13 protein-coding genes and 4 pseudogenes are annotated in these 20,202 nt (G+C 32.3%); 13 read left to right on the top strand and 4 right to left on the bottom strand.

Features of this window, described 5'->3' with window-relative positions:
• The first annotated feature begins 45 nt into the window (after window positions 1-45).
• The 10 genes and pseudogenes from hypE to ACYVEC_RS24800 all read left to right on the top strand — a co-directional run bounded on the left by hypE (window position 46) and on the right by ACYVEC_RS24800 (window position 12,116).
• Entirely contained in the window at window positions 46-1,074 is a 1,029-nt protein-coding gene (hypE, locus tag ACYVEC_RS24845; protein WP_075309174.1) for a hydrogenase expression/formation protein HypE, read from the top strand.
• A 10-nt stretch (window positions 1,075-1,084) separates the two neighbouring features.
• Window positions 1,085-3,415, top strand: coding sequence for a carbamoyltransferase HypF (gene hypF, locus ACYVEC_RS24840; protein ID WP_063220978.1), 2,331 nt, complete (start codon window positions 1,085-1,087; stop codon window positions 3,413-3,415).
• A gap of 79 nt (window positions 3,416-3,494) precedes the next feature.
• On the top strand, window positions 3,495-4,769 hold the full coding sequence (ectB, locus tag ACYVEC_RS24835) for a diaminobutyrate--2-oxoglutarate transaminase (RefSeq protein ID WP_336448634.1): 1,275 nt from the start codon (window positions 3,495-3,497) through the stop codon (window positions 4,767-4,769).
• 1,193 nt (window positions 4,770-5,962) lie between these two features.
• Window positions 5,963-6,661 (top strand): L-serine ammonia-lyase, iron-sulfur-dependent subunit beta, encoded by a 699-nt coding sequence (gene sdaAB, locus ACYVEC_RS24830; RefSeq protein WP_223698435.1) that lies wholly within the window; start codon window positions 5,963-5,965, stop codon window positions 6,659-6,661.
• 22 nt (window positions 6,662-6,683) lie between these two features.
• Window positions 6,684-7,574: an L-serine ammonia-lyase, iron-sulfur-dependent, subunit alpha gene (gene sdaAA / locus ACYVEC_RS24825; RefSeq protein ID WP_336448617.1), complete on the top strand. Its 891-nt coding sequence runs from the start codon at window positions 6,684-6,686 to the stop codon at window positions 7,572-7,574.
• Window positions 7,575-7,867: 293 nt separating this feature from the next.
• Window positions 7,868-9,187, top strand: coding sequence for an aromatic amino acid transport family protein (locus ACYVEC_RS24820; RefSeq protein ID WP_063220982.1), 1,320 nt, complete (start codon window positions 7,868-7,870; stop codon window positions 9,185-9,187).
• A 184-nt stretch (window positions 9,188-9,371) separates the two neighbouring features.
• Window positions 9,372-9,836 (top strand): annotated as a pseudogene (locus ACYVEC_RS24815) (pre-peptidase C-terminal domain-containing protein); the annotation flags it as partial.
• 669 nt (window positions 9,837-10,505) lie between these two features.
• Window positions 10,506-10,718, top strand: a complete 213-nt coding sequence (locus ACYVEC_RS24810) for an alpha/beta-type small acid-soluble spore protein (RefSeq protein ID WP_048525519.1) — start codon at window positions 10,506-10,508, stop codon at window positions 10,716-10,718.
• A gap of 408 nt (window positions 10,719-11,126) precedes the next feature.
• Window positions 11,127-11,325 (top strand): annotated as a pseudogene (locus ACYVEC_RS24805) (ABC transporter ATP-binding protein); the annotation flags it as partial.
• A gap of 284 nt (window positions 11,326-11,609) precedes the next feature.
• The gene (locus ACYVEC_RS24800; protein ID WP_000469438.1) at window positions 11,610-12,116 is read left to right on the top strand and encodes a GNAT family N-acetyltransferase; all 507 of its coding nucleotides are present in this window, start codon (window positions 11,610-11,612) and stop codon (window positions 12,114-12,116) included.
• 232 nt (window positions 12,117-12,348) lie between these two features.
• Here the strand turns inward: ACYVEC_RS24800 and ACYVEC_RS24795 are convergent.
• A pseudogene (locus ACYVEC_RS24795) lies at window positions 12,349-12,667 on the bottom strand (IS4 family transposase); the annotation flags it as partial.
• Between the two features lie 899 nt (window positions 12,668-13,566).
• Between ACYVEC_RS24795 and ACYVEC_RS24790 the strand changes: the two are divergent.
• Window positions 13,567-15,549 carry a methyl-accepting chemotaxis protein gene (locus ACYVEC_RS24790; protein ID WP_199677908.1) on the top strand — a complete coding sequence of 661 codons (1,983 nt, stop codon included), beginning with the start codon at window positions 13,567-13,569 and terminating at the stop codon, window positions 15,547-15,549.
• 95 nt (window positions 15,550-15,644) lie between these two features.
• On the opposite strand, the gene ACYVEC_RS24785 is transcribed toward ACYVEC_RS24790, so the two are convergent.
• Genes ACYVEC_RS24785 through ACYVEC_RS24775 form a run of 3 tightly spaced genes read right to left on the bottom strand, consistent with a single transcriptional unit; the run spans window position 15,645 to window position 17,666 of the window.
• Entirely contained in the window at window positions 15,645-16,019 is a 375-nt protein-coding gene (locus ACYVEC_RS24785; RefSeq protein ID WP_063220986.1) for a hypothetical protein, read from the bottom strand.
• A gap of 43 nt (window positions 16,020-16,062) precedes the next feature.
• Window positions 16,063-16,404, bottom strand: coding sequence for a YolD-like family protein (locus ACYVEC_RS24780; protein ID WP_063220987.1), 342 nt, complete (start codon window positions 16,402-16,404; stop codon window positions 16,063-16,065).
• Complete coding sequence (locus ACYVEC_RS24775; protein ID WP_199677907.1) at window positions 16,401-17,666, bottom strand: Y-family DNA polymerase; 1,266 nt, start codon at window positions 17,664-17,666, stop codon at window positions 16,401-16,403. The genes ACYVEC_RS24780 and ACYVEC_RS24775 overlap by 4 nt, the downstream gene beginning before the upstream one ends.
• 342 nt (window positions 17,667-18,008) lie before the next feature.
• On the opposite strand from ACYVEC_RS24775, the gene ACYVEC_RS24770 reads away from it, so the two are divergent.
• Together ACYVEC_RS24770 and ACYVEC_RS24765 are read left to right on the top strand one after the other, a co-directional pair.
• Complete coding sequence (locus ACYVEC_RS24770; protein WP_063220989.1) at window positions 18,009-18,236, top strand: hypothetical protein; 228 nt, start codon at window positions 18,009-18,011, stop codon at window positions 18,234-18,236.
• A 316-nt stretch (window positions 18,237-18,552) separates the two neighbouring features.
• A pseudogene (locus ACYVEC_RS24765) lies at window positions 18,553-19,821 on the top strand (glycoside hydrolase family 5 protein).
• Window positions 19,822-20,202 lie beyond the last annotated feature (381 nt).

Genomic DNA, 20,202 nt, shown 5'->3' with positions numbered 1-20,202 from the left:
GTGATATTATTTTTCAAAAATAAAAATGAAAAGGAGTTTTAACACATGAAATTAACTAAAGATTTAGAAAATATAATTTTAGATCATGGAACAGGAGGACTATTGAGTCATGATTTAATTAGTTCAATTATTACTGCAAAACTAGAAGATGTTCACCTTGGAAAAATGGAGGATAGTGCCATCCTTGAGGTAAGTAGTAGAAGATTAGCGATGACAACAGATTCTTTTGTTATTGATCCTATCTTTTTTGGTGAGGGGAATATAGGTAAAGTAGCAGTTTGTGGAACGGTTAATGATTTAGCGGTTAGTGGTGCAAAACCACTTTATCTATCATTGGCGTTAGTACTAGAAGAGGGGTTTCCAATTAAAGATTTGGAAGAAATATTAGATTCTATAAGAGAGACCGCGAAAGAAGCTGGAGTGTATATTGTTGCTGGAGATACAAAAGTTGTTAAAAAAGGTGAAGTAGACAAAATTTTTATTAATACAACTGGAATTGGAGTTTTTGAAGGAGAGGTATCACCATTTTCGGTAAACTCTATTCAAGAAGGTGACGATATCATTATAACAGGACAACTAGGAAACCATAGTATACATATCCTTTCCATAAGAGAAGGATTAGGGTTTGAACAGAGAATAAATAGTGATTGTGCACCATTAAATCATATGATTTCAGAGTTAAAAAACCATTTTGGTGATTCTATACATTGTATGCGAGATATTACAAGAGGCGGGTTAGGTACAGTTTTAAATGAAGTTTCAGAAACAATTAATACTGGAATAAAAATACAAGAAAAAGATATTCCGATGTTAGCAGAAACTATTATGGCTGCCGACATGTTAGGTGTTAATCCTATGTATCTAGCTAATGAGGGTAATGTTTGTATGTTTGTGTCTCCAGAGGTAAGTGAAGAAGTCGTGAGAGTACTAAAAAATACTAAATATGGTAAAGAAGCTGCGGTAATTGGTAAAGTTACTCAAACACAAGAAAGACAAGTGCTAATGGAAGCAAAATCAGGTGAATTAAAACTCATTGAGTTATTATATGGGGCAGAATTACCTCGATTATGTTAGGAGACAATTTATGAAAAAGGTAATAAATGTGTTTATAAAAAAGTATCAAGTTAAAGGCATTGTGCAAGGTGTTGGTTTTAGACCTTTCGTATATAGAATAGCAAAAAAGTATCATCTAAACGGATGGGTGTTAAATGATTCAAATGGAGTGCTTATAGAAGTAGAAGGGGAACAAAATAATATTACGCATTTTATTCATGACATAGAATTTAATTCCCCAGAATTGGCTTATGTGCAAGAGGTTAAATTGATAGAGGAACAAGAATCCAATAATCGTTATAGCTCTTTTGATATTTTGAGTAGCCAAAAACATAGCAGTAGGCAAACTTTAATATCTCCTGATACTTATGTATGTAATGAATGTTTAGAAGAATTATTTGATCCAACGAATAGAAGGTTTCGTTATCCATTTATTAATTGTACAAATTGTGGACCTAGATATTCAATAATAAAAGATATTCCTTATGATAGACCGTATACTACAATGGCAAAATTTCCTATGTGCAAAGAGTGTGATAAAGAATACAAAGACATATTGGATCGGAGATTCCATGCACAACCAAATGCTTGCTGGAAATGTGGACCACAAGTTCAATTGAAAACAACAGATGGTACAAATGTCCCCACTGATAATCCAATAGAGAAAACTATTGATTTGTTAAAAAAGGGGAAAATACTAGCCATTAAAGGGTTAGGTGGATATCACTTAGTTGTAGATCCAATGAATCATGAAGTTGTAAAAGAATTAAGAAAAAGAAAAAAACGGGATGAAAAACCTTTTGCTTTAATGTCATCTCAATTAGATGATGTGAAAAATTTTGCTGAAATAACAAAAAATGAAGAAGCTTTATTAGTATCTAAAGAACGGCCAATTGTGCTATTGAACAAAAAGGAAAATGAGTATATTTCTTCAGATGTTGCACCTAATAATAATACCTATGGGGTAATGTTAGCCTATACACCACTTCATCATCTCATTTTAAGAGGGAATTTTATTGCATTAATAGCTACGAGCGCCAATGTTTCTGATGAACCAATTGTATATAAAGATGGAGATGCAATTGAGCAGCTAAAAGGAATTGCAGATTATTATTTAGTACACAATAGGGAGATATTTACTAGAGTAGATGACTCTATTGTTAGAGCAATTGATTTAGATGATGAAATAACAAAACTACACATAATTCGTCGCGCTAGAGGTTATGTACCAAACCCTATTGATTTTAAAGAAGGATCACCTAATGTACTTGCTTTAGGAGCAGAATTAAAGAATACGATTTGTTTAACTAAAGACGAAAAAGCTTTTATTAGTCATCATATTGGTGATTTAAAAAACTATAAAATTTATGAATCGTTTAAAAATACTATAGCTCACTTACAAAAAATCTTTGAAATCAGTCCTTCTGTAATTGCAAGTGATCTTCATCCTGATTTTTATAGTACAAAATATGCATTTGATCAAAAAGTTTTACCAGTTATACAGGTTCAGCATCATCATGCCCACATGGCTTCTTGTATGGTTGATAATCAATTAGATGGTCCTGTTTTAGGAGTTATTTTAGATGGTACGGGTTATGGTGATGATGGGAATATTTGGGGTGGAGAGTTTTTAATCGGTGATTTTCTTAATTATCAAAGAGCGGCATATATCGATTACTTTCAGCTGCCAGGCGGTGATAAAGCTGTTAAAGAACCGTATAGAATTGCTTTAGGAATATTGACGCAAATATATGGTGAACAAGTCAAAGAATTACCAATAAAGATAATTTCAGAGCGAAATAATTTTGAACTAGATGTACTTATAAAAATGATTCAAAAAGGAATTAATTCTCCTCTTACTTCAAGTATGGGAAGGCTTTTTGATGCTGTTTCAGCACTATTGGGTGTCCGTGAAACAGTCCAATATGAAGGGCAGGCTGCTATTGAGTTGGAGCAAGCGATTGATATCAATAATTCTTCCAATCCTTTATTATCTTATGAAATAGTTGCTTCGAATGGAATTAGAAAAATTGATATAAAACCTATGTTTAAAGAGTTGGTATCTTTGATACTTAAAAATAAGTATACCAAGGGTGAATTAAGCTATCGTTTTCATTATACAATGGTTCAGATGATTACAGAAACCTGTAAACAAATTCGTCAAGAAACAGGGATTAATAAACTAGTTCTTAGTGGGGGAGTATTTTTAAATAAGTTTTTACTTGTAGAAACCTATAAGTCACTTAAGGCTTGTAAATTCGAGGTTTACACGCACAAACAAGTACCTACCAACGATGGGGGAATCTCTCTTGGTCAAGCAGCAATAGCAGCTCATCGCTATAAAGATACGCATTCAGTATAAAATTTAGGATAGAAATTATATAACTTTTCATTATTCTTTGTGAGTATAGCAAAAAAGAAAAATTAGGAGGTGCTCTTTTATGGTAGTTAGTTCAAAAATGGATATATTTAATGAACTGGAATCCCAAGTTCGAAGTTATAGTAGAAGCTTTCCAACGATTTTTACTAAGTCTAAAGGGTATAAATTATGGGATGTAGATGGAAAAGAGTATATTGACTTTTTCTCAGGTGCTGGTGCTCTTAATTATGGACATAATGATGAAAAAATGAAACAGGTATTAATAGATTATCTTTTAGAAGATGGTATTATTCATAGTCTTGATATGGGAACAAGTGCTAAAGTGAATTTTTTAAAGCACTTTAACAAAATTATTTTGGAACCACGTGATTTAGACTATAAAATTATGTTTCCTGGTCCAACAGGTACAAATTCTGTTGAAAGTGCACTGAAAATTGCTCGAAAAGTGACTGGACGAACAAATATCATAAGTTTTTCTAATGCTTTTCATGGAATGAGTTTAGGATCACTTTCGATAACGAGTAATCATTTTAAGAGAAAGGGTGCTGGAGTACCACTAAATAATAGTATTATCATGCCGTATGAAAATTATTTAGATTCTCTTAATTCTTTATCATATTTAGAAAAAGTATTAGGCGATAGTGGAAGTGGAGTGGATTTACCTGCTGCAATTATTCTAGAAACAGTTCAAGGTGAGGGTGGTTTAAATACCGCTAGCTCCCAATGGTTAAAGGGAATTGACAGACTGTGTAAAAAATATAATATATTATTGATTGTTGATGATATTCAAGCAGGTTGCGGACGTACGGGTACATTTTTTAGCTTTGAACCTGCGAACATTAAACCAGACATAATTTGTTTGTCAAAATCTATAAGTGGCATTGGCCTTCCGATGGCTATTACACTAATTAAACCAGAATATGATAAGTGGGAACCAGGAGAACATAATGGAACGTTTCGAGGGAATAATCTAGCATTTTTAGCAGCTACAGAAGCATTGAATTATTGGCAAGATATAGAGTTTATTAATGCATTAAAATGGAAAAGTGAAAAAATCACTAGCTTTCTTAATGGGATTTGTTTGAAATACCCCCAGCTTCAAGGAGAAGTTCGAGGGAGAGGCTTTATGCAGGGAATAGCGTGTAATACTTTTGGAATAGCTAAAAAGATTTGCTCAGTTGCATTTGAAAATGGTCTAATTATTGAAACATCTGGACCTAGTGATGAAGTTATTAAGTTGTTACCTTCTTTAACAATAGACTTAGAAGGTTTAAGTAAAGGATTGGAACTGTTAGAGGATAGTATTTCTACTATTTTAAAAGAGGTAACTCATTAAGTTTGAACGACTCGCACTTAATAACCTTGCGGACCATTTGCAGTAGTTGCGGTAGAAGAAGGAAAAGAAGCGGCCCACAAAGTGGATCAAACATTCTCATCTACTATGAGAGATATAGATAAAATAATAAGTCAAATTCAAGAGGTTTCTGCATTAACAGAAGAGATATCTACCGGCACAGAAGAAGTAAGTGCATCTCTTTCACTAGTTTATCATTCTAAACGTTATATCATATTTTAAAATTCAAAACACCTTTCATTCACCATTAAAGAAAGGTGTTTTGAATTTGTTTTTTGGATTGCTTTTATAAATTGCACGTTGATGATGATATTTTTTAAATATAATCCCCTTATTTTACCTAAAATCGATAGGTGAGGAGAGAATTAATAAATGAGGGAATAATATATAAGGTAGTTGAATTGTAATGATCTATTCAACTATTAAAACAGCAAGTGAAATTTCTATTTATGAAGAAAACACTTCTAAATATCCAATTTCATTAGAGTTTTGGGATAAATAATATATAACCTATATAGAAGAGCTAACATCTTGTTTTATAGTAGTAGATAGTTCTAAAGTAGTACTTTAGGATTCATAAAGAAAAGTTCTTTTTTTCTGAATAATGTATATATATTCATGATTTTTTATTATTAAACAAAATGTTTTTATGTTTTATTAACTTATTACTTTCTATCTTCAATAATCATTTATTACAACAGCTTTCACGTCCAAAATAAGATGTTCCAACAAAGGACAATATAAGTATTATTATAATGATTTTCCAATATAATCAATGTGTTAATGAAAGTAACTCTGTGTTATTTTTGCTTTTCTATTAACTAATACAGCTTCAAAAAAAGGACATAATTGTTACATACTAAGTGTAATTTATTACCCATTCAAAATTCTGTCTATTCAATCTTTCTAAAAATAAAAAAAGATTGAACTCATAAATATACAAGTTATAATGAGGGCGTCGAGAGATAATTTATAACCTCTAGGAAAATATCAAACCTCGTTTTGGTTCAAAAATTCTAAAGAACTTGCCAGTAAGTTGAAGGGTTGTGGATCAAATGGAAAGTTTATTCAACTCAAGAAAGAAAGCGCTATCAAATGGATCTTATTTTGAATTGATCATTCTAATAACTTAGATTCAACAGCAATTAAAAATAATAAATTATGGGGGTGCTTATATGAACATAAATGTAGCATCTATTAAAGAAAAAAAGGTTGTTAAATACAAAAGTTGTTTTGATGTGATTGGGCCCATAATGATAGGTCCTTCAAGTTCACATACTGCAGGTGCTTTGTCTATTGGAACAGTTGCTAATAAATTATTTCAAGGTCTTCCAAAAAAAGTTGTGGTAAAGTATTATGAATCATTTGCTGAAACCCACAAAGGTCACGGAACTGATTTTGCAATAATTGCTGGTATATTAGGCTTTGCTGCCGATGACACCAAAGTGCCAGATGCTATTAAAATAGCAGAATCTAAAGGAATTGATATTACCTTTATTGAAAAATTAGGTGATAGTCCTGCCGGTCATCCAAATACGGCAGATGTATATTTAGAGGATGACAGTCGAAGTATTAGAACGATGGGTATTTCGGTCGGTGGTGGATTGATTGAAGTCAAACATGTTGAAATTGACGGATTTAGCTTAGAACTGCAGGGTCCATTGCCAGTTGTTATTGCGATTTCAGAAAGAGCTGACTTTGAATTTGTCTTACGCAGAATCTTTAAACAATATGATGTTGAAATTAACAACTTTCATAGTTTGAAAGATAAAACAAAATATTTATATGCATTCGCTTTGGATTCGCTATTGCCTGGTAATGCTCAGGAGGAATTAGGGAATTTAAGCAATATAGCTAATCTTATTATTCTTTAGTTACATTAAGGAGTGAAAAAATATGTATATGGCCATAAATGAAATTGTGGATGCAGCTAATAAAAGACAAAAGCCAATTTATAAATTAGCAATTGAACAGGAAATCGAAAAAACTAAAGCTTCTTATGAAGAAGTTTGGAGTAAAATGGAACGAAATTTAGCAACTATGCAAAATGCTATAAATAAAAGTATCGAGGGCGACGGTGTATTTTCTCCTACCGGTTTAACCGGAGGTGATGCAGTTAAAATTAAAAACTATCGAGAAAATAGGAAAACTCTTTCTGGAGATTTGATGGTGTTAGGGATTCAAAGTGCTATCGGAGTTAATGAAGTAAATGCTGCATTAGGAGCTATTTGTGCAACTCCAACAGCAGGTGCGAGTGGGACGATTCCGGGAGTCCTGTTTAGTATTAAAGATACGTTGCAGTTAAGTCATGAAGATATGATACATTTTCTATTCACATCAGCGTTATTTGGAACGATAGTAGCAAACAACGCTTGTATTTCAGGAGCGTATGGAGGATGTCAAGCTGAAGTAGGCAGTGCCTCAGCAATGGCGGCTGCAGCTGCGGTAGAAGCTGCAGGTGGAACGCCACAGCAATCTTCTGAAGCTTTTTCGATTGCATTACAAAATTTACTCGGTTTAGTTTGTGATCCGGTCGCTGGTTTGGTAGAAATTCCTTGTGTAAAGAGAAACGCCATTGGAACGGCAAATGCTTTAGCAGCAGCGGACATCGCATTAGCCGGCGTAAACAATATCATCAAAGCTGACGAAGTTATTGAAGCGATGTATAGAGTTGGAAGACAGATGCCTCGCGAATTAAGAGAGACAGGTTTAGGTGGAATTGCGGCTACATCTACAGGGATTGCCATTAAAAATAAAATATTTGGGGAGAAACAATCAAATCAATGAACAGTTAACGTCTATATTGTGAAATAGTTAACAATCTATTCTCTATTGTTCGCTTAAGGATTTCTGGATATTGGGGGAATTATCAATAATATATCCTACTATATAATTGGAGCATTTTGTAAGTGGTAACAAACTCGTCAGGTTGATGTTTCGTTAATTTTTTGATTTTGATCAACTTAAAAGAAGGATATACGATGTGGCGCACTTTATAAAAAATTCATTTTTAAAGAACGGTCTATATTCCTATACCTTAAATAAAGACGTAAGAATAGGAAACAAGGAGGAATTATTATATGAATGGGAATACTGCAAAAAACATAGAATTTCAAGCTGATAATACTACAGGAAAAAATAAGAAATATCTAGACCCTAAAAAGTGGCATAAACAAGATACTACCTGGGCATTGAGTCTATTTGGAACAGCAATTGGAGCAGGAGTACTCTTCTTACCTATTAATGCAGGTTCAGGTGGTTTATTATCGTTGCTGTTAATTACCATACTGGCATATCCTGTTATGTATTACTCACATAGGGCGCTTGCTAAAATGATATACGCTTCAAATTCTGCCGACGAGGGGATTACAGGTACAATAAGAGAATATTTCGGAAATAAAGCAAGTATCATTTTTAACATCGTATATTTCGTCTCAATTTATACGATCGTGCTGATGTATTCGGTTGCACTTACAAATACTGCAAGTAGTTTTATTGTACACCAATTGCACATGCCGGAGCCTCCAAGGGCTATTTTATCACTTGTATTAGTAATCGGTCTTATCACTATACTAAATTTTGGTCAGGATATTACTGTAAAGATAATGAGCATGCTAGTATATCCTTTCATTGCTTCTCTACTTTTTATTGCAATATCTTTAATTCCACAATGGAATACTTCAATGCTAAGTTTTTCAAGTATTTCTACTTCTTCAACTGGAACAGGGTATTTCGGAATGATTTGGATGATACTACCAATCATCGTATTCTCGTTTAATCATTCTCCTATGATTTCGTCATTCGTTATGAAACAGAGAGCTACGTATGGAATAGACGCTACTGATGCCAAGTGTGCTCAAATACAAAAAGTTTGTTATATCATGACATTCGTTGTTGTTATGTTCTTTGTGTGGAGCAGTACTTTAAGTTTGACTCCAGATGATCTTAAGGTGGCAAAAGAACAGAACTTGTCAATCCTATCATATCTTGCTAATGAGCTTAATTCGCCAGTAATCACTATTGCGGCTCCTATTATTGCGTTTGTGGCTATTACAAAGTCTTTCCTTGGCCATTATATAGGAGCGTATGAGGTAATGCGTGACATGATTATCAAGTCCGGTAAAAAACGTGGGAAAGATATAGGAGAAAAAACAGTTAAGACAATGATTCTTACTTTTGTTGTACTAACATGCTGGTATGTTGCTTATACAAATCCAAGTATTCTAGGAATCATTGATGCCCTTAGCGGTCCGTTAGTCGCTGCTATCTTATGTCTATTACCGATGTATGCGATTCGTAAAGTACCAGTACTAGCAAAATACAGAGGGAAAATGAGCAATGTATTTGTAATTGTTATAGGAATACTTACTGTTCTAGCAAGTATTAAGTCATTATTCTAATTCACTATTGTTAGTACTGATGTAAAAAACGTGGGATATGGAAAAAATAAAAATTCTTATCGGAACTGAATTCTATATTGTTGAACTAAAGAGATCATGTTTTTGGACAAACTCCTCATCTTGGAGAGTTTGTCTTTTTAATTATATGCATAACTTTTATACTAGCTTAAACAGACTAGATCATAGCGATGGTACAACAAGTACAGAAGCAAATCCTACCCATGTATATGAAGAAAAAGGAACATACACTGTGGAACTAACTGTGAAAGATCGTAGAGGAAAAGAAAGCAAAGAACAAACAAAAGTTACTGTAAAACAAGATCCGCAAACAGGTGAATTCCATGAAGAGGAGAAGGTACTCCTGTTTAATACGCTTGTAAAAGGAAATCTGGTTACTCCTGATCAAACAGATGTTTATACGTTTGATGTTACAGATTCAAAAGAAGTAGATATTTCTGTGGTAAATGAACAAAATATTGGGATGACATGGGTACTTTATCATGAATCAGACATGCAAAATTACGTAGCTTGTGGTGAAGATGAAGGAAATACTATAAAGGGGAAATTCGAAGCGAAACCAGGCAAATATTATTTGAATGTTTATAAATTCGATGATAAAAATGGTGAATATTCATTATTGGTAAAATAAATTCATTTCCTATATGTATACAAGGGTTGTATTTCAGGAGGAGTCTGTCACGATAGGCTGATCCTATTTTTTCTCAAGTATTAGTTCTATAAATTGTTTAAATTCTTTCTTTGTGAAAAGTTTGTTTATCAAGAAAAAGTAAATAGTTTGTCTCTGGTACAGGGTGTAACAGAGACACTTTTCTTATCCCAATTTGCTTAGCATGAGGTTTCTGAAATGTTATCGTTATCCCTAGCTAAAAATACATGCTATAACTTTTAATTTATTTAGATGGAGCGGAATACAAGCCATTTTGGACAGCATGAAGCTGCACGTTCTAATCATGCAAATAAGGGCGTATTAGAATTAAGTGTAAAAGTTATAAAAATAAAAGACTATGGTTTAATCGTATGAATGAATATTAAAGACTATTATATGAAACATATGTATTAAATAGTGAAGAGAATTTGAATGATTTTAGTGAAAATGTATCTTGAACAGAAGAAACTGTGTAGTAATGCTTATCAAAAAAAACAGTTACTGTAATTAAAAAGGATAGTTGAATGAAATAAGACCGTTCCTAATTATAGGAACGGTTATAAACTTATCATGTGCTGGAGGTCAATCCGAATGGCATGGAATACCTTCTCTAAACAGTATAGACATGAAAATTAACGAGTATACGTAATGATGGCAAACAATAATAGTGGAAGCCGTAACGAATTATTAGTTCGTGGTGCTGAAAGTGCAATCAATCAAATGAAATATGAAATCGCACAAGAGTTTGGTGTACAACTTGGTGCAGACGCAACAGCTCGTTCAAACCGATCTGTTGGTGGTGAAATCACAAAACGTCTAGTGGCAATGGCTGAACAACAACTTGGTGGAGGATTCACTCGCTAATTATATAGTTTATGGATTAGAAGGGGAGATTATATATCTCTCCTTTTTTATTGGAAAATATATGAGTAGAGTATCTTTAGGGTATTTAAGTAAAACGTCAAACTCCTTTTGTAGATAGCAAGAGCTAACCTAATAGTTAGGAATTCATCATTTTGGAACATACTTAATAATAAAAAGCAGTTAGCAAAAGCTAACTGCCATAAGAACATTACATCTATGAATTTAAGGAGTAAACATAGTATGCACGAAAGTTTCAAATTTATGTAACTAAAATTCAAATAGAGCAGTTCACTTAATAAAAGTCCCATGATTTTGGGTTTTTGTGTATTTTTATCAAAAAAACTTGTTAAAGAAGAGAATTTTTAGAATAAAAGTAAACATATTCTTTATACTCAGCAACGTTCATTTAATTTAATTCAATTAAGTGGCAAACACCGACAACGTGTAGTAATTGCTAGGCACTATCTTGCTATGTTGTTTTATTTATTGCTGATGAACCAACAGCAAATAAAATTATTGAGTGTTCCAGGAACTCGCGCATAAAGAAGTTAATTGTGTAATTGTTGTTACGCATTCTCAAGAAGTTTTAAAAAATCAAACTGAGTAGTTTATTTAAGTGAATAGAAGTTAGGATAGTTAAGGAAAAGGATACTTTCATTCTTAATTAACATAATTTTCAAAAATAAAATCTGCGGATGTTAATATTTGTTATATAATATAGTTGTCAAAGTACTACCCCTGTAGTTTCTATGATGAATCGGTAAGATAGTTTGTTTGTCCTATATATTCACCTGATATAAAAAAACTTGTAGAGATTCCTGCAAGTTCTTTTTTAAAAGATTAAATGTGAATCTGAAATAAAGTAACGATTTTTTGAGGGGAGAAAAGTAAATGTTTATAGAAGCAGAAAGATTACTAATACGGAAATTTGAATTCAAGGATTGGGAAGCTGTTCATGAGTATACATCAGATAGCAATGTTATGAAATACATACCTGAAGGGGTTTTTACTGAAGAAGATACAAGAAACTTTGTAAATAAAAATATGGGTGAAAATGCTAAGAACTTTCCTGTGATGCTAATAGATGAAAATATCCTGATTGGTCATATTGTTTTTCATAAATATTTTGGTGAACATACTTATGAGATTGGTTGGGTATTCAATCCTAAATATTTCAATAAAGGATATGCTTCTGAAGCAGCACAAGCTACATTGAAATATGGGTTTAAGGAAATGAAATTACATAGAATTATAGCTACATGTCAGCCAGAAAATACCCCATCATATCGAGTGATGGAGAAAATTGGAATGAGGAGAGAAGGCTATTTCAAGAAGTGTATACCTCATGGAAATGAATGGTGGGATGAATATTATTACGCTATTTTAGAAGAAGAGTAGTGTCTCAGAACGCATTATTAAAATCAAAATCATAATTAAAATTGTGCTATCATTTTTTGAGAATTGCTTGGTCTATAAAATAATTAAAATGTGGGTGGTGCTCTATGCCCATCAAGCTAATATTATACAAGTTTAATTTCATGTAAGATTTTTTCTTTTTTCTAAAGATCCAGTGTAAGTTCTTTAAAAAATTGCATACTAAATAAACCCTATCGGGCTTCAATTTTTTTGATTACGCTACCTGATTGTGGGAGATAGAAAAATTATATACGATGCCTAAGATATCAATGAATGTTTTCTTTTTATACCTATGGGATTTTCGTCCGTTTTTCTGTAAGAGATTAAACAGACGAAACAATATCTTTGTTAATTCTTAGGTGTCTTTTGTAAAGATTGATAAAGAAGTGAAAAATAATCTTTTATGATATAAATAGCTTTATATTCGCTTAATTCTCGTTCCGTCTTGCTGAGAGTAATTGGCGCATTTGAAACATGGTGGAGGAATAAAGAAAGGTACTAATTAATTGTCCATATAAATGATATTCAAGTTGTCCTTAATTGATGTACACCCCCAAATGTTAGACACGAACAACAATTGGGGTGTACTTTTTTATGGTTAAATTTTCACGAGAGGAAAAAGTAATGGTAGTAAGAAGATATTTAGATGGAAATGATAGAGCGACGAGATGTGCAAAATCTATAAAGGTTCATCCAAGTGTAATTCAGCAGTGAGGTAGTTCAAAACAGTTTATTTCACAAAATACATATGGATTGGTGCTGTTATTCATTTGAATCTTAGTAATACCCTGATTTAGATGCTAGCCCAAAAAAGCTCGCAATCTATTATTAGTAATTCATGAAGATAATATAATGAAAAATATATTTTTTAATTTTAATATTTAAAACTTATGCATACGTGTTACAATGAAGTCCTCCAATTTATTTTATTCTCCTATTTAGAATTTATGGTTTAGTATCCGATAAAATAAAAGTAGCTGTAGTAAATAGATAAATGAATAAATAAAGCGAAGCGGTCAGAGTGGTGAAAAGGATAAGGCTGTTAAGTATAGTTATTCAAAGAATAAATTCACTTAGTTAAGTTAAAGGGAATTTAGTATGGTAAGGATTTCATCTAATGTGAATCGTTCTAAATTAAATTTTTGATTCAATCAAAGCCAAAAATCATCTTTTAAATGAAGTCTATGTTTCTACAGTTAATGTAGAATAATTTGTAGTTTCAACATTGCTTACTATAAAAAATTACATAGTTGAAAGGGGGATAGATACAACTTCAATTGTAAAAAATAAATCGCTATATGAGAAGATGCGCGTAAAAGGATGCAACGGTAATTTCATTTTGAATAATACCATAAATCAATGTAGAAAAAATAAAGGAGCAAACGATTAAATAAACTAAATCAGTTGTAAGAATGAAAGGAAGAAGTAGAGAGTGTTTAAAATAAAAGAAAGATTGGAACAAATGAAGCTTAAAACGAAGTTGTCTATGGCATTTATTGCAATATTAATTATACCTAGTCTTATTGTGGGAATAACATCTTATGATGAGTCGAAAACAGACCTTAATGATACAATTCTACAAACTGCGAAAGATAATGTGAGTATTTTAAATAAGATAGTTGATGATGAATTAGAAAATAAACATATAGATGTAACTCATTTTGCAAAGATACTTACACAAGGTGATTATAATGCTGACCAATTGCAAAATGTACAAGGTAAATTTGATCAATATATACAGTTACATCCAGAGATAGAAACAATTTATACTACATCCAGTAATAATCAATTTATTCATGCACCTGTAGGAAAAATACCTGAAGGATTTAACCCATTAGAAAGTAGTTGGTATAAGGATGCAGTAAAAGCTAATGGAGAGATTATTGTTTCGCCCCCCTATAAATCAAAGGCTACAGGCAATATGGTAATAGCAATTGCAAAGCAAAATGCTGATAAAAGTGGTGTCATTGGTGTGGATTTGAATATTAATGATATTGTAAAAACTTCTAAAATGATAAAAATAGGAAAACAAGGATTTGTATCTATAGTAAGTCAAGATAAGACTATAGTTGTTCATCCTACACTTAAGCCAGGTGAGAAATTAGAGAAATCATTAGCAGATGAACTATACAAGAAAGAAGATGGAGTAATTACTTATAGCCTTAATGGTGAGGATCGAAACATAAGCTTTAAAACAAACAAAAAAACAGGTTGGAAAATAGCTGGTGTAATGCCTATTAAAGAAATTGAAGAAGCTACCAATCCTATTTTTTATAAAACACTCACTATAATAGGGGCTTCATTGTTGTTAGGTGGAATTGTAATTTTCTTCATTCTTAAATCTATTATTAATCCATTAAGACAATTAGTTATTTCAGCTCAAAGAATTAGTCATGGAGATTTAACTGAGAAAATAAATATTCGTTCACAGGATGAACTTGGTCAATTAGGTGGTAGTTTCAATACAATGGCAGAGTCGTTACGTAATATAATTTCTCAAATTAACACATCTGCAGGACATGTAGCTGCTTCATCTGAGGAACTAACCGCTAGCGTAGAGCAAGCCAGTGTTGCGACAGAACAAATTACAAAAGAAATGGAAGAAATATCGAATAGTGCAGAAGTTCAAAATAATGAAGTGGCGTCTGGAGCGAAATTAATTGGTGAGGTAACACGAAACATTCAATGCGTAGCTGATAATGCTTCTGAAGTATCGGCTTCATCCTTATACACAAAACAAAAAGCCAATGAGGGTGAACAATTAGTAGAACAAACTGTAACACAAATGCAGTCAATCCATCATTCTGTTTCTCAATCTGATAATGTAATTAAATTATTAGATAAGAAATCGCAGCAAATCGGAAGTATATTAGAAGTAATTCAAAATATTGCAGCACAAACAAATTTATTAGCATTGAATGCAGCAATTGAAGCGGCTAGAGCAGGAGAACAGGGGCGTGGATTTGCAATTGTTGCTGACGAAGTTAGGAAGTTAGCGGAGCAATCATCCGAATCTTCAATGGAAATTGGAAGTTTAATTAATGAAATACAAGCAGATGTACATGAGACTGTAAAAGCTATGAATGAAGTAGGAGTTGAAGTGCAGTCAGGGATTCAGGTTGCGAATGATACAAAACAAAGTTTTTATGAAATCTCAAAATCTGCAAATGATATCGTGTCAAAAGTACATGGTATGGTGGAATTATCAAATAAAATGACAAGTGATGTAATGGAAGTCGATACATCAATTAATCAAATATCTATGGCTGTGAAAGAGAATTCTTCAAGTATGCAAACGATAGCCGGTTCATCTGAAGAACAACATGCTTCCATGGAAGAGATAAATTCTTCAGCAATACAATTAGCACAGATGGCCGAAGAACTTCAAGAATTAATTGGTGGATTTAAGATATAAGTTCAGATTCTAGGATAGAATACTAGGTAGTATGTTAAAGAATAGAAGTTAAAAATCCTATAAAGATAAAAGGAGCAAATTAATTTGCTCCTTTTTCACTTGAATTCTACATGAAATTTAGTATCAATGATTCCAAAAGTAACTTTACATGGGAACGGATTTCTCCCTGTTGAAGCAGCACACATACATGAAAGTACCCAATATTCCAATTCTAAAGGTAAGCGGAATACTTGGATACTACCATCATTGTTTTTTACTGTTACAATCGGTGTATTTACCCTAGTTGTAGCGAAACCGTCTGTCGTTATCATCGCTACTGCATCATTATTATGAAAACCAGCGCTTAAAACCTCGTAAGTTATTCCATTTTTCTCATTGATAATCATAGGTATATTTAAATAGGGATAGTTATTTATATCATTATGAGTAATTGTTCTCGCTGTATTCTTTCTTATCTGATTCCCTTGCATTTTATATTCTCCTTTATAATACTCCAAAGATAATCACCTAAATCTATTTTACGTCTATTATATTCGGAAATTGTATTGTCATCTTATTATAGAAAGCATCAGTACATATGATAGAGCTATGTAATGAATCTATATCGATAACGGTCATATAGTTGGTGAGTAAATAACCATCTTCATAATATGTAATTAATATCTCTTCTTCAGATAGCAACGAACATAGTAACATGTTCTCAATCAGTTCTTTCTCTTCAGAGGTTAAAGTGGGACGCGATACTTTAGTTTTCTCTTTGATCATTTCACGTATTCCGACGAATTGTTCTGGCATTGCTGCAAACGGCGTCCATTTTACCATTCCTCTGCCTTTTGGCATATTAGCGTTGTTCATGCTTTGTGTCCCCCTAGCAGTGTGTTTCTGTATCTTGCTGTTGCATTATTTGTATAGGAAATTCCTCTTAACATGCTATTTTTTCCAAAATTTGTGCGTATTTCATCCATTACTTTCGTTAGCTTTATTTCTTTTTCTCGTTGTATGATGTTATCAAAAAGGGAAATTTGTTCTTCTCCTTCACCAATTAGTTTTGTTAGAGAAATAGTAATACTTCTAATTGGTTCTCCAGTATATTGTTGATGTAGAAAATATAGACAAACTTGATAAATGTCCATGGTTAAGTTGGTGGGACGGCTTAAGGTATGTGTTTTGCTAAAGCCACCCGAATAACTTTTACTATATCCAATTGAAAATTGAACGGTTTGAGCAAGTTTGTTTTGTTGTCTTAATCGATAGCAAACTTCTTCGGTATGTTCCAGTAGGATAATCGGAAATTCTTCTATTGTATAATCACGCATTAAAATTTGGCTTTTTCCTATAGAAGTTGTAACCGGAACATATTTCTCTGAAATTCGACTAAAATCAATCCCATTACTATGTAAGTGTAATTCTTCGCCAATCACACCGAAGCTTTGTTTTAAATATTTAAGAGGATAATTAGCTAAATCACCAATTGAATGTATTCCTTTTTGATTTAATTTTGTTTCTGTTTTATGCGAAATTCCCCAAAACTTACTAAGCGGTCGTATGCTCCATAATTTTGTAGGTATATCTTCGTATGTCCAATAAGCGACTCCGTCTTTATTTTTCTTTGCTTCAATATCTAAAGCTACCTTACTCATCAATAGGTTAGGTGCAATCCCGATTGTGCATTCAATTCGTGTGTGTTCATATATTACACGTTTAAACTGTAATGCAAATTCATTTGGATTCCGAGCAAATAGATGGATGCTATCGGTAATATCCATAAATAATTCATCGATGCTGTATTGATGAAAGTCTTCAATAGGAACATATTGTAGAGCTAACTTCGTTATGTAATTGGAGCACTTAATATAGGTTCTCATAATTGGATTCACAATAAGAATATCTTTTTGCCGAGGAATCTCGTATAGCCTTGCCAACTTCTTTACTCCCATTGCTTTTAAAGGTGGAGTTGCGGCTAAAACAATGGACCCATTCCTATTCACATCACCGACTACAGCTAATTTTGTATGAAGTGGGTCTAATCCCATTTTGATACAACTAACAGAAGCATAAAAGCTACGAAGATCAACACATAAAATGATTCTATTCGGTAAAATTGAATAGTCATACACTATAACTCCTCCTAATAATAACAAGAACGTTTGTTCTTATTCTTGTTCTTATTATACACGAACTTATGTTCTTTTATGAAGTGGTTTCTGAAAAAATATTTAATTATATGTAGTAGAAATAAGTAGAACGACAGAGAGAAGTAACGGCCAAATGTTATTGAAATTTCTAGGATATAAGCTGTATCATTTATATTGGTTAGTACAGGAAGAAAATGATGGGAGGATGTAAGGTATATTATCCTTTCAAAAAGTGATAGTAATTTATCGTAAAAAGAAGTTTCTATTACGAGATTATGTGAAAATATAATTTCAAATAATAGATTTAAGGAGGATGTTTCATAAATGGAGCAGGTTATACAAGAGTTTTTTTCTCCAAGTAAAAACTATAAGGTTCAAATCATTAAAAGAAAAGATGGGCTATACACAACAGAAGCTTATAGATGGATGGAGGATTGTGGATCTGAATTTTGGAGTTATATATCACAAGGATTGACTTTGATAGATAGTGAGGAACATGCGCGTAAAATTGCTATGGAGCAACTAAAGGAATGTTCAAGAGATGAGTTTTAAAATACCCTATTTTATCTGTAAAATTATAAGGGAGTATGTGTGATGTTTTATGAAAATATAGAAGTGAATTTTATTTAATCTTATTTATTTTATAAGAATTGTAAGGTATACTAAAAGTAGGTGCAAAAATGCACTATTTGAAAAAGAGTGCAAGTCAAAAAGGAATCCATAAAGGATTCCTTTTTTGTTTTTTAGAAAATGAAGCAACTTCCTAATTATTTCTTTTTTATTTATGAGTGAATGACCTTCCGTTTTATAAACATAAAAGGTATTTTTGGAAAATTGCCATATTCCTGTAACAAAACACAGGTATGTTATGTGTGTAAAATATAAAGAGAAAGAAGGAAAAGTTGTGAAAAAATTTTACCAATTGTTGCGTTGTTAGGCATGATGAGTTTTGGAGTGCAGGAAATGAATATAAGAGCTGATACCTATTACAAGAGCGATTCAAAAATTAGTTTTTGGGATTCGAAAAGGAAGGGTACTAATTTCATGAATAGTACGTCGTTACCCGAGAACTATAAAAGTGCAAAAGAAGCTAATATTGAATATGTTCGTTTAGCACCTGATAAATGGGCAAAGGATAAAGATTTTTTATTTGAGGGTAAACCGGATACCTCTGGAAAGGATTTTCTGATAGGTAGTGCAGAATAACTATCAGGGATTAGTAAAGGAGGATCTACAAAAATTAAAAGCGGATTTAGATGCCGCACAATCACAGGGAATGAAAGTTGTTCTTACAATGTTATCCTTTCCTGGTGATCGGTGGCGCCAATTTAATAATAACAAGAATGACGACAGAATATGGGAAGAAGAGAAGTATCAAGAACAAGCAAGTCAATTCTGGAAAGACCTTGCTTTGGAACTAAAAGATCACCCTGCAGTGGTCGGTTATAATATTATAAATGAACCGCATCCAGAAACAGCTAAAAATAATAGATATAATGATTTTTGGACGGAAGATTACGAGAAATGGTATGCAAAAGTGAAAGGAACGACAGCAGATTTAAATAAATTCTATGAAAAGGTGATTAATTCTATCCGTGAAGTAGACCAAGAAACACCGATTATTTTAGATTCAGGTTTATATGCTACTCCATGGGCCTTTAAATATTTAAGCCCAGTAGAGGATAAAAAAACACTTTACGCATTTCATATGTATGAACCATATGAATTAACGAGTCAAGGTGAAAAACAAAACAAGGAATATCAATATCCAGGATTAGTAAAAGTAGGGGATTTAGAGAAACCTGTAATGTGGAATAAACAGGGATTAGAGAAATTTTTAAAGCCGATTCAACAATGGTCTAAGGAAAATCATGTATCATCTAATCGAATTATCGCAGAGGAGTTTGGAATTAACCGTACCGTTCCAGGAGCTACCCAATACATGCAAGATCTTATTTCTATCTTCAACCAAAAAGGTTGGCATAAATCATTCTATGCATTCCGTGAAGACACATGGACGGGAATGAATTATGAATTGGGAACAGGAAAAATAAAATGGGACGAAGAGGGTAAACCGATACGTCAAGATAATCCACTATGGGATGTAATAAAAAAAGATTTACAGGGGCATAAGTAGTTTAGAATGATTGGTTTAAGAACTAAATGTAAGCATCTAATTCAAATAGAATTAGATGCTTTTTATATCAAAAAAAGCGGAGTCATATTAAATATTCCACCTTTCTTTTACATATAGAGTAGCAACTTGGTTTATTTACAATAAATAATAAGATTCTTAGAGAATAGCTTAGAAAAAAGTTGAGGAAGTTTAAATAAATATGGTTGCAATTATTTAAAACTTTGAAGTTAAAAAACTTTTATGAATTTTTCGCTAGATTATAAGCTTTAAATGTTGAAATTTATTTACTTATTTCGCCAAATGAATACATTTATACAATTAGATGGAAGTTAAGGGTATTGAATCAAAACATAATAGTTTGTTATTGATGAGTTTATCGTA

The organism is Bacillus sp. MN7755 (genome assembly GCF_054771475.1).
This window is presented reverse-complemented; position numbering and strand designations above follow the sequence as displayed.

Bases quoted from the DNA above. Each gene is read 5' to 3' on its own strand.
- ACYVEC_RS24810 (WP_048525519.1), top strand. From the start codon at position 10,506: ATGGCAAACAATAATAGTGGAAGCCGTAACGAATTATTAGTTCGTGGT.
- ACYVEC_RS24780 (WP_063220987.1), bottom strand. From the start codon at position 16,404: ATGAACAACGCTAATATGCCAAAAGGCAGAGGAATGGTAAAATGGACG.
- hypF (WP_063220978.1), top strand. From the start codon at position 1,085: ATGAAAAAGGTAATAAATGTGTTTATAAAAAAGTATCAAGTTAAAGGC.
- hypE (WP_075309174.1), top strand. From the start codon at position 46: ATGAAATTAACTAAAGATTTAGAAAATATAATTTTAGATCATGGAACA.
- ACYVEC_RS24770 (WP_063220989.1), top strand. From the start codon at position 18,009: ATGGAGCAGGTTATACAAGAGTTTTTTTCTCCAAGTAAAAACTATAAG.
- sdaAA (WP_336448617.1), top strand. From the start codon at position 6,684: ATGTATATGGCCATAAATGAAATTGTGGATGCAGCTAATAAAAGACAA.
- ACYVEC_RS24785 (WP_063220986.1), bottom strand. From the start codon at position 16,019: ATGCAAGGGAATCAGATAAGAAAGAATACAGCGAGAACAATTACTCAT.
- ACYVEC_RS24820 (WP_063220982.1), top strand. From the start codon at position 7,868: ATGAATGGGAATACTGCAAAAAACATAGAATTTCAAGCTGATAATACT.
- sdaAB (WP_223698435.1), top strand. From the start codon at position 5,963: ATGAACATAAATGTAGCATCTATTAAAGAAAAAAAGGTTGTTAAATAC.
- ACYVEC_RS24800 (WP_000469438.1), top strand. From the start codon at position 11,610: ATGTTTATAGAAGCAGAAAGATTACTAATACGGAAATTTGAATTCAAG.
- ectB (WP_336448634.1), top strand. From the start codon at position 3,495: ATGGTAGTTAGTTCAAAAATGGATATATTTAATGAACTGGAATCCCAA.